11 protein-coding genes are annotated in these 14,618 nt (G+C 68.8%); 9 read left to right on the forward strand and 2 right to left on the reverse strand.

All coding sequences use genetic code 11. The annotated features are described in order from the left end of the window. Nucleotides 1–308: 308 nt before the first annotated feature. Genes OV090_RS40715 through OV090_RS40735 form a run of 5 tightly spaced genes read left to right on the forward strand, consistent with a single transcriptional unit; the run spans nucleotide 309 to nucleotide 6,431 of the window. Complete coding sequence (locus OV090_RS40715) at nucleotides 309–2,492, forward strand: protein kinase (RefSeq protein WP_267710266.1); 2,184 nt, start codon at nucleotides 309–311, stop codon at nucleotides 2,490–2,492. Nucleotides 2,493–2,505: 13 nt separating this feature from the next. Continuing rightward, complete coding sequence (locus OV090_RS40720) at nucleotides 2,506–3,804, forward strand: vitamin K epoxide reductase family protein (RefSeq protein ID WP_267710267.1); 1,299 nt, start codon at nucleotides 2,506–2,508, stop codon at nucleotides 3,802–3,804. Between the two features lie 15 nt (nucleotides 3,805–3,819). Further along, nucleotides 3,820–4,935, forward strand: a complete 1,116-nt coding sequence (locus tag OV090_RS40725) for a hypothetical protein (RefSeq protein ID WP_267710268.1) — start codon at nucleotides 3,820–3,822, stop codon at nucleotides 4,933–4,935. A 7-nt stretch (nucleotides 4,936–4,942) separates the two neighbouring features. Further along, nucleotides 4,943–5,203 carry a hypothetical protein gene (locus OV090_RS40730; RefSeq protein WP_267710269.1) on the forward strand — a complete coding sequence of 87 codons (261 nt, stop codon included), beginning with the start codon at nucleotides 4,943–4,945 and terminating at the stop codon, nucleotides 5,201–5,203. Nucleotides 5,204–5,213: 10 nt separating this feature from the next. After that, the gene (locus OV090_RS40735) at nucleotides 5,214–6,431 is read left to right on the forward strand and encodes a TlpA disulfide reductase family protein (protein ID WP_267710270.1); all 1,218 of its coding nucleotides are present in this window, start codon (nucleotides 5,214–5,216) and stop codon (nucleotides 6,429–6,431) included. 198 nt (nucleotides 6,432–6,629) lie between these two features. Here OV090_RS40735 and OV090_RS40740 read toward each other — a convergent pair whose 3' ends face one another. After that, a complete protein-coding gene (locus OV090_RS40740) occupies nucleotides 6,630–7,889 on the reverse strand; it encodes a hypothetical protein (RefSeq protein WP_267710271.1) in 1,260 nt (419 codons plus the stop codon). 544 nt (nucleotides 7,890–8,433) lie between these two features. Between OV090_RS40740 and OV090_RS40745 the strand changes: the two genes are divergently transcribed. The 3 genes from OV090_RS40745 to OV090_RS40755 all read left to right on the forward strand — a co-directional run bounded on the left by OV090_RS40745 (nucleotide 8,434) and on the right by OV090_RS40755 (nucleotide 12,306). Beyond that, complete coding sequence (locus OV090_RS40745) at nucleotides 8,434–9,702, forward strand: DUF4215 domain-containing protein (RefSeq protein WP_267710272.1); 1,269 nt, start codon at nucleotides 8,434–8,436, stop codon at nucleotides 9,700–9,702. Nucleotides 9,703–9,820: 118 nt separating this feature from the next. Next, on the forward strand, nucleotides 9,821–10,978 hold the full coding sequence (locus OV090_RS40750) for a DUF4215 domain-containing protein (protein ID WP_267710273.1): 1,158 nt from the start codon (nucleotides 9,821–9,823) through the stop codon (nucleotides 10,976–10,978). A gap of 77 nt (nucleotides 10,979–11,055) precedes the next feature. Continuing rightward, the gene (locus OV090_RS40755; RefSeq protein WP_267710274.1) at nucleotides 11,056–12,306 is read left to right on the forward strand and encodes a DUF4215 domain-containing protein; all 1,251 of its coding nucleotides are present in this window, start codon (nucleotides 11,056–11,058) and stop codon (nucleotides 12,304–12,306) included. A 533-nt stretch (nucleotides 12,307–12,839) separates the two neighbouring features. Here OV090_RS40755 and OV090_RS40760 read toward each other — a convergent pair. Then, the gene (locus OV090_RS40760) at nucleotides 12,840–13,382 is read right to left on the reverse strand and encodes a hypothetical protein (protein WP_267710275.1); all 543 of its coding nucleotides are present in this window, start codon (nucleotides 13,380–13,382) and stop codon (nucleotides 12,840–12,842) included. Here OV090_RS40760 and OV090_RS40765 point away from each other — a divergent pair. After that, the gene (locus tag OV090_RS40765) at nucleotides 13,381–14,523 is read left to right on the forward strand and encodes a DUF4215 domain-containing protein (protein WP_267710276.1); all 1,143 of its coding nucleotides are present in this window, start codon (nucleotides 13,381–13,383) and stop codon (nucleotides 14,521–14,523) included. The genes OV090_RS40760 and OV090_RS40765 overlap by 2 nt on opposite strands. Nucleotides 14,524–14,618: the final 95 nt, after the last annotated feature.

Consider the following 14,618-nt stretch of genomic DNA (forward strand, 5'->3'; position numbering starts at 1 on the left):
CAGTTCCCGCGCGTCCCCTCCCGTTGTGCGGCAGATCGCCGGGACCAGCGTTGACATGTCCGAAGAGACAGATCGCATCGCGCGATCGCGCCCGCCCTCGCGATCGTTCACGCGGGCGTGATCGCGCCGCGCGGCATGGCCCTTCGGACATCTTGCCGGCGCGGCGCACACAAGTAATCGCCGCGTTGTCGCCGTCGCGCCTCAGTGTCCTGTAAGATGAGACCCCTGATATGCCGCCCAACGATCCCAGGCCGCCTGCGAAACCGGCGCCGCGGCCACGTACCGCCGCCCCTGCCAGCACCGGCGAGATGAGGGCGCCCAGCAAGCAGTCGGCCTCGCTGCCCGGCACCGCCGCGGTCCCGGCCAAGCCCGCCCCGGGCAAGACGCCGCCGGCGCGCACGCCCACCCGGCCTGGGACCGGTTCTCTGCCCGGCGTCACCCCGACGCGACCCGGCACCGCTGCGCCCGCCGGCGCCACGCCCACGCGACCCGGCACCGCCGCGCCCACCGGCAACACGCGGCCCGGCACCGCCGCGCCCACCGGCAACACGCGGCCCGGCGTCGCCTCGACGGGCAGCGGCGCAGCGCAGGCGCGGCCGGCCCCGGCCAAACAACCGCCGGCGCCGATCGGCCCCGGCTCGGTGATCGACAGCCGCTACAAGCTGGAGCAGCCCCTTGGGTCAGGTGGCATGTCGACGGTGTACCGGGGCACACACGCCCGCACCGGCGGCAAGCTGGCGATCAAGCTGCTCGACCCGCGCCTGTCGGGCAAGGCCGACATGCAGCAGCGCTGCCTCGCCGAGGCGCGGGCGATGATGGACATCTCGAGCAACCACGTCGTGCGCGCCTACGACGTCGGCCAGACCCCGTCGGGGCAGGTGTACATCGTGATGGAGTACCTCGAGGGCGAGGACCTCGATCACATGCTCCAGCGCGAGGGCCCGCTGCCGTGGGCGCGCCTCGCCAACATGGCGATCCAGATCTGCAGCGGCCTCAGCTCGGCCCACGCCAAGGGCACCTACCACCGCGACATCAAGCCGCAGAACTGCTTCCGCGTCACCCTCGATCGCAACCCCGATCACATCAAGCTCATCGACTTCGGCATCGCCAAGGACACCAACAGCGGCCAGGAGCTGACGCAGGACGGCGTCCTGCTCGGCACGCCGGAGTACATGGCCCCGGAGCTGATCGCCACCAACGCGACGCCCGACGCCCGCTCCGACATCTACGCCGTGGGCGCGACGCTCTACAAGCTCATCACCGGCACCCCGCCGTTCTCGAGCAAGAACGTCCTCGACCTGCTCTACCACCAAAAGCACACCGCGCCCGAGGCCCCGAGCAAGCGCGCGCCCGACCGCAACATCCCGAAGATCGCCGACGACGTCCTGCTCAAGACGCTCGAGAAGGACCCGGACAAGCGCTACCAGAGCGCCGACGAGTTCGGCCAGGCGCTGCTCGAGTCGTTCGAGGCCGTGGTCGGCGCGCCGATGGTGCGGCACATGAGCCAGCCGTTCTTGATGGCGATCCCCGAGCGCTCGCGGCCCGGGACCACGCCGATCGGCACCGTCGCGCCGAACCCCACCCCGCAGGGCACCCCGCGGCCCGGCGCCACGCCGCTCGGCACGCCGACGCTCGAGGACGCCGAGTCTGCCACCCACTCGAGCGATCCGGTGGTGCGCGACGAGATCTCGCGCTCGCAGCAGTTCGACACCGACGCGCCGCGCCCGATCACCGGCAAGGACGTGGTCGCCCGCGGCGGCACCTTGCTGTCGCTCGCGCTGATGTTCGGCCTCGCCTCGTGGCTGGCCGCCCCGGCGCCCGGTCCGAACGACGCCGTCGCTGCTGCTGCTGCCGCCGCGGCCGGCGACGACCTGCCCGAGCCCGAGCCCGCCAAGGTCGAGGAGCCGCCGCCGGTCGTCAACCCGCCGCCGGTCGAGCCGCCACCTGTCCCTGAGGACAGCACGCCTCCGCCGGTCGAGCCGACCAAGGTCGACGCCCCGCCTGTCCCCGAGGCCACCAAGGTCGAGACACCGCCTGTCCTTCCGGACAGCAAGGTCGAGACCCCGCCGCCGGTCGCCCTCACCAAGGTCGAGGCCCCGCCCGAACCGACCAAGGTCGAGCCCGTCGCCGACAGCAAGCCGCCCGAGCCCGCCACCCCGCCGCCCGCGGGCACCGGCGTGCCCGACCCCGACTTCGCCTACCGCAGCGCCGAGAAGGAGCTGCGCGACCAGCACAAGTTCTTCCAGAACTGCCTCGACGGCGCCGGCCAGAGCACCGCCAAGCTGAAGTTCACCATCGAGGTCCGCAAGTCGGGCATGCCGCCGCACAAGATCAAGGTCATCTCGAGCAACGCCTCGGTACGGACCTGCGTGCGCAGCCTGTTCGAGCAGTTCCCGTTCGACTCCAGCCCGCGCGGCGGCGCCTTCGCATACACCTACAACAACGGCAAGGCGACCTTCGAGAAGCTGCCGCTGTCGACCCCCACTCCCTAGAGGTCTTCGGGACATGTCCTCCACGACATCTCAAGACAAGCCCCCGGGCATCGCCCGCTTCGGCGCCGGCGCGGCGCTGCTGCTCAGCCTGCTCGGCATCGGCGTCGGCGCGTACCTCACGGTGCTGAAGTTCCGCATGACCTTCACGCCGTGCGCCTCGACCAAGGGCGCGTGCGCGATCGGGGGCATGTCGTGCGAGGACGCGCTGCAGAGCAGCTGGTCGACCCTGTTCGGCCTGCCGATCTCGCTGTGGGGCTCGGCCTTCTACCTCGTCGTCGCAGTGATCGCCGGCGGCCTGTTCCTGCGCTCCGACTTCCTGCGCGGCGCGGCCCGCCCGCTGCTGCTCGGCCTGGCGCTGTTCGACATCGCAGTCAGCGCCGTCTACGGCAGCTACGCCTTCCTGATCCTCAAGGCCCCCTGCCCCTACTGCCTCTCGCTCTACGTCATCAGCGCCCTGCTGCTGATGTGCTCCCTGTTCGCCGTCCACGGGGCCCCGCGCGGCCTGTGGAAGCGGCTGACCACGCGGCGCCAGGCCGACCTGCTCGACGCCCTGTTCGTCGCCGGCGTCGTGTTCGTCGTCGGCCTCGGCGTGCAGTCGGTCGGCTTCCAGACCACGCGCCGGTTCGTCGACGCCAACACCGGCTGCGCCGCGCCGACCACCGCGCTGCCGGCCACCGCCATCGTCACCGGCGCCGCCGAGCCCAAGGTCGGCATCGCCCTGTTCCTCGACCTCAGCTGCCCGCACTGCTCGAACGAGTTCCGCAACGTCGGCCGGGCGATCCGCAGCAAGGAGCTCGACGTGCCGACGCGGGTCTACGTGTTCCACACCCCGCGCGCCGCCTGCGACACCGACGCCTTCCCGGCCGGCTACCCCAAGCACCACCCCGACGCCTTCAACGGCGGCGCCTGCCTCGCGGCCAAGGCCGCCGAGTGCGTCGAGAAGCTGCGCCCCGGCGCCGGCTTCGACATGATCGCCGCCCTGTTCGCGCTGCAGGCCGACCCCGACCCGAACGGCGGCCCGCTTTTCAGCCCCGTGCGCGTCGCCAGCAAGGCCGTCGACATCGGCCTCGAGATCGACCCGGACGACGCCGACAACGAACTGTTTCAGTGCATCAACAACGACAAGGACGGGCCGACGCGGATCACCGCGCACCAGAAGTTCGCCGTCGATCAGGACTACAAGGTCCCGACCGGCTACGTCTTCCCGATCGAGAACGGCGCGCCGCGCCTCGACACCGTCAACCACCTGCAGTCCGACTACACCGCCCGCGCGATCATCAACATCGTCCGCGGCATGGTGAAGGCCCCCTGATCCGAGCCGGCACTCATGGCCTCCGAGTTCGACACGACGACCAAGCTCCTGCTGGTGCTGACCGGCTTCATGGCCCTCATGGTGCTGCTGATCGCCTACGTGGCGCTCTTCCGCACCGAGGACCCGCTGCTCGCCCAGGCCGCCGGCGAGACGGCCAAGACCGCCCAGGTCGCGCCCGCGGCCGACTGCGACGCCAGCACGCCCGAGGGCTCCGCCAAGTGCCCGCCGGGGCAGTACTGCATGGGTGACAAGTGCGCCCCGATCGACGACCTGGCGATCTGCGGCGAGGGCGACAGCTGCCGCGACTGCGACTGCGAGATGCCGCTCGTGTGCCACCAGCTGCGCTGCCAGGACCCGGGCAAGCTCGAGCGCGCGCCCCTCGAGTGCGCCCGCAACGAGGAGCTGGCCAAGGCGGTGCGCAACCTGCAGAACAAGTGCGCCAGCCGCGACAAGAGCCTCGGCGACCTGGTCTCGACCCGCTCGTGCACCCCGTCGGACTGGGAGCAGCTGGCGATCGACGACCCGCAGTTCGACCTGATCCTCGCCGCCTTCCCCGGCCGCTTCTCGGTCCACTACCCGACCGGCCTGCCGAAGAAGGGCACCAACTGGCCGACCAAGACGGTGCGCGAGCACTACAAGCAGCAGATCCGCCGCTTCAAGGAGCAGCTGACGCGGGCCAAGCAGGTGTTCGTGATCGGCCGCGCCTCGCCCGACGGCGACCGCCAGGAGAACCACGACCTCGCCGTGCGGCGCATGGACATGGTCACGCAGATCATCGGCGAGGTCGTCAACGAGGGCCTGGCCGAGACCGAGCGCAAGCAGATCCCGATCCAGCCGTTCGCCATGCGCGACGCCAAGCCGCTGAACCCCGAGCGGTTCAAGAAGAGCTACCTCGACGTCCAGGACAAGCCGGGCGAGAAGACCCCGTCGCCGGTCGTCGCGTGGGACGAGACCAACCAGAAGCGCATGCAGAGCCTGCTCGACGGCGCGATCGACCTCAAGGACCAGAGCTCGCGCGACTGGACCGAGCTGTTCAACGCCATCAACCGCGTCGTCCTCGTCGTCCCGATCCCCTGCGACGGCACCGAGTACAAGCCGCCCAAGACCATCCTCGACGAGTCCGCCGGCTGATACCGCCATGTCCAGCGCCCCGACGCCGCCCCTGCTCGCCTACAAGCTGGTCGCCATCCTGACGACCTTCATCGCCGGCGTCAGCCTGTTGGTCGCCGTCATGCTCGTGCTCCGCCTCGGCAAGACCCGCGACCTGCTGCAGAGCAAGCTGCAGGCCTGCCCGTGCTGCCAGGAGGCGCTGGCAGGCCCGCCGCCGGCCGCCCCGCAGCCGGTCAACATGCCGGTCAACCAGCCGGTCAACCAGCCGGTCAACGCGCCCAAGACCTGACCGAAAGACCATGTCCGAGCCGACCCGCCTCGACCTCAAGGACACGGACCCTGCGCGGGCCAAGGCCCGGCTGTACGTCCGCTGGGCGGTGGTCAACGTCATGCTGACGACGCTGGCCTGCGGCCTCGCCATGCTGATCTGGCTCAAGGAGAGCGACGTGCGGCGCCAGCTCGCGCGCGTCCTGCAGCGCGAGAAGCAGGGCTGCGTCGACACCACGCGGGTGCTCGAAAGCAAGACCGCGCTGATCGTCGACCCCGAGGAGGTCGCCCCGCCGCAGGACCAGCCGCGCAGCGGCTACGTCGGCAAGTTCGGGACCCAGATCTCCCCGGCCATGCTGGTCAAGCTCGAGGCGATCCGCGACACAACCAAGCCTGCCGTCGAGGTCCGCTTCGGCGCGCAGGAGGTGCTGCCGTCGCAGGCGGTCCACGTCGTCAACCTGTGGGCGACCTGGTGCGGCCCGTGCAAAGCCGAGATGCCTGACTTCAAGGCCATGTTCGCCCGCAAGGCCGAGACGTGGAGCGACGCGGTCAAGTTCGTCCCGGTCCAGCTCAAGGACAACACCGACCCGCGCAAGTCCTACCAGGACTTCGCCGACGTCATGCCGCCCGCCGCCGTCAAGCTGGCCGACCGCAGCTACGACGAGAAGTTCGTCAAGGTGCTGGAGGGCGAGCAGGCGCGCCAGCTGTTCCGCGGCAACCTGCCCGTCACCTTCGTCCTCGACTGCAACCGCCGCGTGCGCTGGGCCAAGTTCGAGCAGCTGACCGAGGCCGACTTCGAGGACCTCGAGAAGCACCTCGACGAGCTGCACGCCGAGCTGGCCGACGACTCGCCCGACGCGTGGTGCAAGAAGCCGTGGCCCGGCAACGGCCGCTGCGAGGGCAAGGAGAACACGGCGGCCCACCACAGCCCCGAGGACTGCGGCGAGCTCAAGAAGCGCGGCCCCGCCGTCGAGACCCCGGTCCTCCCGCCCGTCGAGACCCCCGCCGACGCCTGTCCTCCGGGCCAGTTCCGCACCGCCGACGGCCGCTGCTCCCGCCTCAAGGGCGCCCCCGTCACCCCCAAGGTCGAGAAGCCCCAGGGGCCCAAGACCTGCGGCAACGGCGTCTGCGAGCCCGCCCGCGGCGAGAGCAGCCAGACCTGCTGCCAGGACTGCCCCTGCGACGCCCCGCTGGTCTGCAAGCTCGACGCCAGCGACCGCCACACCTGCCAGGCCAAGGGCCTCAAATAGCCCTGCCCGCTCGAGCATGTCCATCGAGACATGCTCGAGCGCCCGGCGAAGGGCCACCGCCTCGACCCGACCGGCACACCGGTGAGGCCGAGTCGGCTAATGTCCTTTCGGACATGCCCGTTCATACATCTTCAAACAAACATGTTCATCAGGACATGCCCCTGGGGGCATGCCCTGAAGCGAGCCTGCCGCTCGCGCTCAGAAGCGTCCGCTGAGCGTGAGCCCGAACGCCGAGCGCCCGGGTGCGCCGCCGACCCGCAGCGCCTTCGCGTACTGCGAGCTCTTCCCGCGCGACAGCCCGAACGCCAGCCCCAGCCCGGCGCCGGTCACCACCCCGACCCCGAACCCGGTGATCGCCGTGGCCGCCGCGTAGGTCGTCGCCGGCCCTTTCACGCCCTCGGACACGCTCTGCCAGGTCGCGTTCGGCGTCGCGTTGGCCTCGTTGAAGCCTCTCGCGGAGAGGACCACCCCGACGATCCCGCCGATCAGCGCCGCCCCGCCCAGGCCGGTCTCGACGGCCCACGCCACCCGCCGCGCCTTCTCGTTGCGGGCGAACCAGATCGGGGCGGTCGCGACCAGGCCGAGCCCTGCCCCCACGAGGCCCGTCCCGACCCCCCGCAACTCCGCCCCCGAGCGCAGCTTCGAGGAGCATTCCACCAGAGTGGGCCAATCGGCGCAGTTCATCGGATCGGTCTTCAGCGCCGGCCCGAACCTCGTCGCCTGCCCGACCGCCGTCACCACGATCCCGACCGCCGCCAGGCCCAAGCCGTCGCCGAGGGCGACGAAACCGGCCGTGCGACGCACCAGGGGGCTGTTGTCCGGTCCCGGCTTCGTCGGCGTCTCGGGACTTGTCTCCTTCGGCAGCGGCTTCAACGCCAGCTCCGCCGTCACCGGCGCGCCCGCGGCCACCTTGATCTGGACCTCCGCGGGTTCGGCCCCGGGCGCCTCGGCGCGGACCACCCACGTCCCCGGGTCGAGCTGGATCACCCCGCTCTGCGCCGCCCCGCTGGGCGCCACTGCCACCGGCAGCTGCGGCCGCAGGTCCGACGCCAGCTCGCTGACCCACCGCGCAGTCACTGTCGGTACGCCCGCGACCCCGTTGGCTTGCACGCGGACCTGCACGCTCGACACCTCGCGTCGCGCGACCTCGAGCTGCGCCTTCGCCTCGTCGCGGTCCGCCCCCTTCACCTCGGCCAGCGCCAGGTACTCGTTGAGGTACGCCACCGCGTGCGCGTAGTGGCGGGCCGTGTAGCGGGTGACCGCCGCGTTGAACAAGAACCGCGGCTCCTTGAAGTCCCGCCACAGCGCCTCGAACTCGAGCGCCGCCTCGACGTGCCGCTGCTTCTCGAACTGCTGGTACGCCGCTGCGACCCGCTGTTCCTTCGACGAAGCCGACGCCGCAGGCGCGTCCGCAGTCACCATCGCCATCGCCAGCGCGACACCTTGCACGATCAGCATGCGCCCTCGTTCCCCGACCGGGCCGCGAGTATAAGCCCCACCGGCCCGCGGGCCAAGCGACCCGCCGCCGCTGCGCGCCCGATCGCACCACCTGCTTCAACGGCCAGGCTCGCCCGCGCGCATCCGAATCTCGCGCAGCGTCCGCCTCCTGACGGCGACGCCGGGCATCGCCCCGACCCGGGCGCGGCCGCTCGAGCGCGCAGGCCTCGAGCTCGTAACAGTGGTACGGGCGCGCCTTGCAGCCGCGACACACGAGCCTCCCCGACCTTCGCAGGCTGCCTGTACGCGACCCACCGAGCTCCGCCGCCTCGTTTTCGCTGGTTTTTCAAAAAATGTTGCGCCCGGCGACCTGTGGGCCCGCGGTCGCGTCGCCTTGCGACTCGACCTCCGCTGCTCGCGCGCCAAGGCGCCGGGCGCCATCGGTCGCAACATCGCCGGAATTTCGCGTCGTCGGGACCGACGTTCTGCGAGATCTGCCTCGGCCCCTCGCCGCACCCTTGCGCTCGGCGGCCTCACCGTCGACCATGTCCACAAGCGCACCGCCATGCTCGCCCGCTCCTCGCTCGTCGTCCTCGTCCTGCTTCCTGCCGGCTGCCTGAAAGATCTCACCCAGATCGAGACCGGGACAGGCGGCGTCGTCACCGAGACCTCCACCGACACGACCGAACCGACCGAGACCACCGCGACGTCGCCCGCGACGACCGACGACAAGCCCGCCTGCGGCAACAAAGTGATCGAGCCCGGCGAGCAGTGCGACGACGGCAACGCCACCCCCGGCGACGGCTGCGAGGCCGACTGCACCAAGACACCCGGCGAGCTGTGTGGCAACGGCGTGGTGGACGAGGGCGAGGAGTGCGACGACGACAACGACGTCGCCATGGACGGCTGCGAGAACAACTGCACCGAGACCGTGATCCCCGCCTCCTGCGGCGATGGCAAAATGGACGCCGGCGAGGAGTGCGACGACGGCAACGACGACAGCACCGACGCCTGCACCAAAACCTGCAAGAACGCGGTCTGCGGCGACGGCGTCATCCTCGCCGGCACCGAGGAGTGCGACGACGGAGCGCCCACAGCGTCGTGCGACGGCGACTGCACGGCGGTCGAGTGCGGAGACGGGGTCATCAACGCGGAAGCCGGCGAGGAGTGCGACGATGAAAATTCGGACGACACGGACGCGTGCATCGCGTGCAAGACGGCGGTGTGCGGGGACGGCTTCGTCCAGGCTGGCGTCGAGGAGTGCGACGACGGCACCCCGGACGGCGACGATCTCTGCAACAAATGCAAGGACACCCCTTACCGCTACGTCTTCACGACGAACGCGACCTTCACTGGTAAATTCGGCAACATCACTGCGGCTGACAGCGCGTGCTTGAGCGCGGCTATGACGGCAGAGCTTCCTCTGACTGACACCACGCAGTGGGTCGCTTGGTTGAGCGCTAACGCGATCCAGGCTGTCCAGCGGCTCGACACCAATTTTACCGGCTGGTACGTCCTACCCACCACGCCGCCCACCCTCGTGACTCGAGGCTGGGCTGGGCTGACCTCCGGCACCCTTCAACACGCAATCGACGCAACGGAGACCGGCCAGGCGATTCCGGCACCGGAGACGGTCTGGACGAATACGGACATCGTCGGCGAGCTGCCTGCATCGAATCTCCATTGCAAGAGCTGGAACTCTTCAATGCCCGCGGACTCCGGCCGTGTAGGACTTTCTACCGCGACGAACAGCGACTGGACCGATCCGGCGTCCCCCGCATCTGCTACGTGCGATACCAAGCATCACCTCTATTGCATCGAAGACATTCTCTAGAGTCGCAAACGAGCATCTCGAGCCCTCGTCGTACAGGGCCAAGTATGGCCCCGCTCTGCCCGCCACCTCGGCAGCTCCTGCCGAGTACAGCTACGCGTCACGCAGTTCCAGGGGACCCATGCTGAACCGTGCCATCGTGCTCCTCGCCCTCACCACCGCCCACGGCTGCTTTTACAATCCGAAGGGCAGCACTGGCGATTTGACCGGAAGCACGACCGAGAGCACCACTTCCAGCCCCATTCCGACCCCGACCGCGACGACCGACGACAAGCCCGCCTGTGGCAACGGCGCGCTCGAGCCCGGCGAACTGTGCGACGACGGCAACGCTACCCCCGGTGACGGCTGTGAGGTCGACTGCACCAAGACGCCCGGCGAGCTGTGCGGCAACGGCATGGTCGACGAAGGCGAGGAGTGCGACGACGGCAACCACGTCGCCATGGACGGCTGCGAGTACAACTGCACCGAGACCGTGATCCCCGCCTCCTGCGGCGACGGCAAGACGGACGTCCGCGAGGAGTGCGACGACGGCAACGACGACGACACCGACGACTGCCTGTCCTCCTGCAAGAACGCGTTCTGTGGCGACGGCCAGCGCCACGACGGCGTCGAGGCCTGCGACAACGGCGGCGACAACAGCGACACCGCCTATGGCGGCTGCACCACCCAGTGTCAGTTAGGCCCGCGGTGCGGCGACGAGGCCGTCGAGGCCCCCGAAGAAGAGTGCGACGACGGCACCCCGGACGGCGATGATCTGTGCAACGCCTGCAAGAACGTTCCCTACCGCTACATCTTCGTCACCTCGGACACCTTCAAGGGCGACTTCAACAAGCTCCCTGGCGCTGATGCTCGTTGCCTCATCGCGGCATCCGATCTCCCGGCGGCGGAGGCGGCGGGATGGACCGCCTGGCTCAGCGATGACGAAACGAGCGCCTCTACCCGCATGGATACGACCTTCGTCGGTTGGTACGTCCTCCCCGGCCCCGAGCAAACTCTCGTTGCCAGGAACTGGGCGGGTCTCACATCGGGCAAATTACAGAACCCGATCAACCGGGATGAGGCCGGCGATCAGGTTCCGGCGAACGCGACCGCCTGGACCAACACCAAGGCCGACGGCAAGATCCTCTCGCTCGACACGGCCTCGCACTGCAACATTTGGGATTCGAACACCGGAACCGGCAGCGTGGGCAGCCCGAACGCCACCGACGCGATGTGGGCGAATACCGGAACCGTTGAGGACTGCAGCACCATGCACCACCTCTATTGCGTCCAAAACTGAGCTCAGGCGGTCCGGTCACGACCTCCTCGGAGCTCCCGCCGCTCGGGACTACGCCTATCGCAGGCCCCAGGAGACCCATGCCCTCTCACTCTTTGGCTCTTCTCACCGTCTTGGCCGCTCACGGTTGCTTCTATAACCCCGAAGGCACCCTGGTCCTCCCCGGCGAGACCACGGGATACGACACAACCGACCCCACGGCGACGACGACGCTGACCCCGGGCGACAAGCCCGCCTGTGGCAACGAAGTGCTCGAGCCCGGCGAGCAGTGCGACGACGGCAACGCCACCCCCGGTGACGGTTGCGAGCCCGACTGCACCACCACGCCCGGTGAGCTGTGCGGCAACGGCACGGTAGACGACGGCGAAGAGTGCGACGACGGCAACAACGTCGCCATGGACGGCTGCGAGAACAACTGCACCAAGACCGTGATCCCCGCCTCCTGCGGCGACGGCAAGACGGACGCCGGCGAAGAGTGCGACGACGGCAACGACGACAACACCGACGCCTGCACCAACACCTGCAAGAGCGCGGTCTGCGGCGACGGCGTCATCCTCGCCGGCACCGAAGAGTGCGACGACGGAGCGCCCAGCGCATCGTGCGACGGAGACTGCACGGCGGTCGAGTGCGGAGACGGGGTCGTCAACGCGGAAGCCGGCGAGGAGTGCGAGGATGAAAACTCGGACAACTCAGACACCTGTGTATCGTGCAAGATAGCGTTCTGCGGCGATGGCTTCGTCCAGGTGGGCGCCGAAGAATGCGACGATGGCACGCCAGCAGGCGATGATCTTTGTAATAGCTGCAAGATCAATCCGTCTCGACACATCTTCATCACCACGAGCGTCTTTAGCGGTGACCGTAACGGAATCGCCGGTGCCGATGGAGACTGCGTCGACGCGGCCAACGCCGGAAACATTCCCAACGCTGGTGATGTCGCCTGGACCGCTTGGCTCAGCTCAGGATCGAATCAAGCAGCCGAGCGGCTGGATCAGACCTTTACCGGCTGGTACGTGCTGCCGACAAATCCTCCCACCCTGGTGGCCAAGGGATGGGCAGGTCTGACCTCCGGCCAACTCATGCATGCGATCGACCACACCGAGAACGGAGAGGCCGTCCCGGAGCCGCTGACAGCGTGGACGAATACCCATATCGCCGGTGACCTGCCCGCGCTGAACTTGAATTGCTCGAACTGGAACTCGATGGACGGTGGAGCGTCAGGCCGCGTCGGCCTTTCGTCCGCCACGGACAAATCCTGGACGGATCCAGCCGAGCCCGCATCTGCGCCTTGTAACACGCAGCACCATCTCTACTGCGTCGAAAATCTGCCTTGACAGCTCATCAAAAACGTCGTCGCACTTACAGAAGCCGTGGTGAACTATATGATGGGCCCATCTACCGCCGTCTATGACAGGAGCAGTTGTCACCCCTTCCCGGAACCAGGCGCGCCTGGACTCCCGTGAAACCGCGGCCCAGGTGCGCAGTCCTCGACCAGGACAGAGGTGCCCCTTCGCAGCCCAAGGATCCGATGGCGTACCGCACCTCCACGCTCCTCGCCCTCATCGCCGCATCTGGCTGCTTCTACAACCCCCAGGGCAGCACGGGCCAGCCGGACCCGTCGACGGGCACAGGCGCGACCTCGAGCACCCTTCCGACCACGACCGACGACAACCCCGCCTGCGGCAACGGCAAGCTCGAGCCCGGCGAGCAGTGCGACGACGGCAACGCCACCCCCGGTGATGGCTGCGAGGTCGACTGCACGACCACACCCGGCGAACTGTGCGGCAACGGCACGATAGATGAGGCCGAGGAATGCGACGACGGTAACAACGACGACGGTGACGGCTGCGAGGGCAACTGTCGGCTCTCATTCACCACGGAGTGCGGAGACGGCAAGCTCGACCCTGGCGAGCAGTGCGACGACGGCAACAAGATGAGCGGCGACGGCTGCGAGAGCACCTGCACCATCACGCCGGTGTGCGGCGACGGCATGCAAGGCCCCGGTGAGCAGTGTGACGATGGCAATGAAATGGACGACGATGGCTGCCTCTCCACATGCGTGGCGGCCAAGTGCGGCGACGGCATCCTCTGGGCGGGCAAAGAGACGTGCGATGACGGGCCGATGAACGGCATGTATGGCCAGTGCAACAACGACTGCAGCGACCTCGGCGAGCGCTGCGGTGACGGCACGCGCAACGGCCCGGAAGAGTGCGACGACGCCAACCAAACGGATGACGACGAGTGCTCCAATACTTGCATCGCCCCCCGTTTGGTCTTTGCTACCGCAAGCAGTTTCAATGGCAACCTTGGTGGGCTCGTAGGCGCTGACGCGAAGTGCACTTGTACCGCAGATCGTCGCTCCAGCGTCATTCTCAAGCTGCAGGGAATCCCCTTCAAGCCCGCTCTCCATGCTCCCTCGTCTCCCAGCCCTGCTCGCTGTCATCACCGTCCACGGCTGCTTCTACAATCCCGAAGGCAGCTCGAACCAGCCCGACATGACCTCGGGCTCAAGCACGACATCGAGCGCCACTCCCCCCACGACCGACAACACGCCCCTCTGCGGCAACGGCCAGCTCGAGCCTGGCGAGCTGTGCGACGACGGCAACGCCCTCGACGGCGACGGCTGCGAGGCCGACTGCGCCTTCACGCCCGCCCCCGCTTGCGGCAACGGCGAGCTCGACCCGGGCGAGGAGTGCGACGACGGCAACGACGACGCCACCGACGCCTGCATCAACGACTGCACCCACGCGCACTGCGGCGACGGCGTCGTACAGGCTGGTGTCGAGGCCTGCGACGACGGCAACGCCATCGAGACCGACGACTGCCTGCCTTCCTGTATCGCCGCGGCCTGCGGCGACGACCGAGTCCATGTCGGCGTCGAGGCCTGCGACGACGGCGACGCCAACAGCGACACCGCCTATGACGGCTGCACCACTCAGTGCCTGCTCGGCCCGCGCTGTGGCGACGGCCAAGTCCAGGCCCCCGACGAGGAGTGCGACGACGGCACTCCCGAGGGCGACGACCCGTGCAACGCTTGCAAGAACGTCCCCTTCCGCTACGTCTTCGTCACCTCGAAGGCTTACACGGGCGACCTGAACAAGCTGAGCGGCGCGAATATCAAGTGCGCGGCCGCGGCGGACAGTGGCGACATTCTGGGCGACGGCTCCACGTGGATCGCCTGGCTCAGCGACGACGCTGGCTCTCCTGCCCTCGGCATGGACACCGCCTTCGACGGCTGGTACGTCCTCCCGGGAGCCCAGCCCGAGCTCGTCGCCCGCGGCTGGGCGGGCCTGACTGCGGGCTCCTTGCAGAACCGCATCGACAGAGACGAGTACGGCGCTCCGGTCCCCGCGGACGCGATGGCCTGGACCAACACCGGGGCCGATGGCGAGACTCTCGCGGCCGACACGGCCTCACACTGCAACCTCTGGGATTCGAATTCGGGCACGGGCAGCGTGGGCAACCCGAGCGCGACGGACGCGACGTGGACAAACGCAGGGGCGTTGTCCGACTGCAATTCATCGCACCACCTCTACTGCGTCCAGAACTGACCTCACCTCCCCCACTGCAGCCGGGCGCGGCCGCGCCTTGCTCGCACCGGAGCCGATGCTGTACCGTCGTTCGTCTCCCCCCTTCCCCGAGCCCG

The sequence above is a fragment of the Nannocystis sp. RBIL2 genome (assembly GCF_026626745.1).
Lineage (GTDB): Bacteria > Myxococcota_A > Polyangia > Nannocystales > Nannocystaceae > Nannocystis.

What these genes read in the sequence shown, in the direction of transcription:
- OV090_RS40715 (WP_267710266.1), top strand. Translation starts at nt 309, where the DNA reads ATGAGGGCGCCCAGCAAGCAGTCGGCCTCGCTGCCCGGCACCGCCGCG.
- OV090_RS40740 (WP_267710271.1), bottom strand. Translation starts at nt 7,889, where the DNA reads ATGCTGATCGTGCAAGGTGTCGCGCTGGCGATGGCGATGGTGACTGCG.
- OV090_RS40765 (WP_267710276.1), top strand. Translation starts at nt 13,381, where the DNA reads ATGCTCCCTCGTCTCCCAGCCCTGCTCGCTGTCATCACCGTCCACGGC.
- OV090_RS40725 (WP_267710268.1), top strand. Translation starts at nt 3,820, where the DNA reads ATGGCCTCCGAGTTCGACACGACGACCAAGCTCCTGCTGGTGCTGACC.
- OV090_RS40735 (WP_267710270.1), top strand. Translation starts at nt 5,214, where the DNA reads ATGTCCGAGCCGACCCGCCTCGACCTCAAGGACACGGACCCTGCGCGG.
- OV090_RS40760 (WP_267710275.1), bottom strand. Translation starts at nt 13,382, where the DNA reads ATGGAGAGCGGGCTTGAAGGGGATTCCCTGCAGCTTGAGAATGACGCT.
- OV090_RS40750 (WP_267710273.1), top strand. Translation starts at nt 9,821, where the DNA reads ATGCTGAACCGTGCCATCGTGCTCCTCGCCCTCACCACCGCCCACGGC.
- OV090_RS40720 (WP_267710267.1), top strand. Translation starts at nt 2,506, where the DNA reads ATGTCCTCCACGACATCTCAAGACAAGCCCCCGGGCATCGCCCGCTTC.
- OV090_RS40755 (WP_267710274.1), top strand. Translation starts at nt 11,056, where the DNA reads ATGCCCTCTCACTCTTTGGCTCTTCTCACCGTCTTGGCCGCTCACGGT.
- OV090_RS40730 (WP_267710269.1), top strand. Translation starts at nt 4,943, where the DNA reads ATGTCCAGCGCCCCGACGCCGCCCCTGCTCGCCTACAAGCTGGTCGCC.
- OV090_RS40745 (WP_267710272.1), top strand. Translation starts at nt 8,434, where the DNA reads ATGCTCGCCCGCTCCTCGCTCGTCGTCCTCGTCCTGCTTCCTGCCGGC.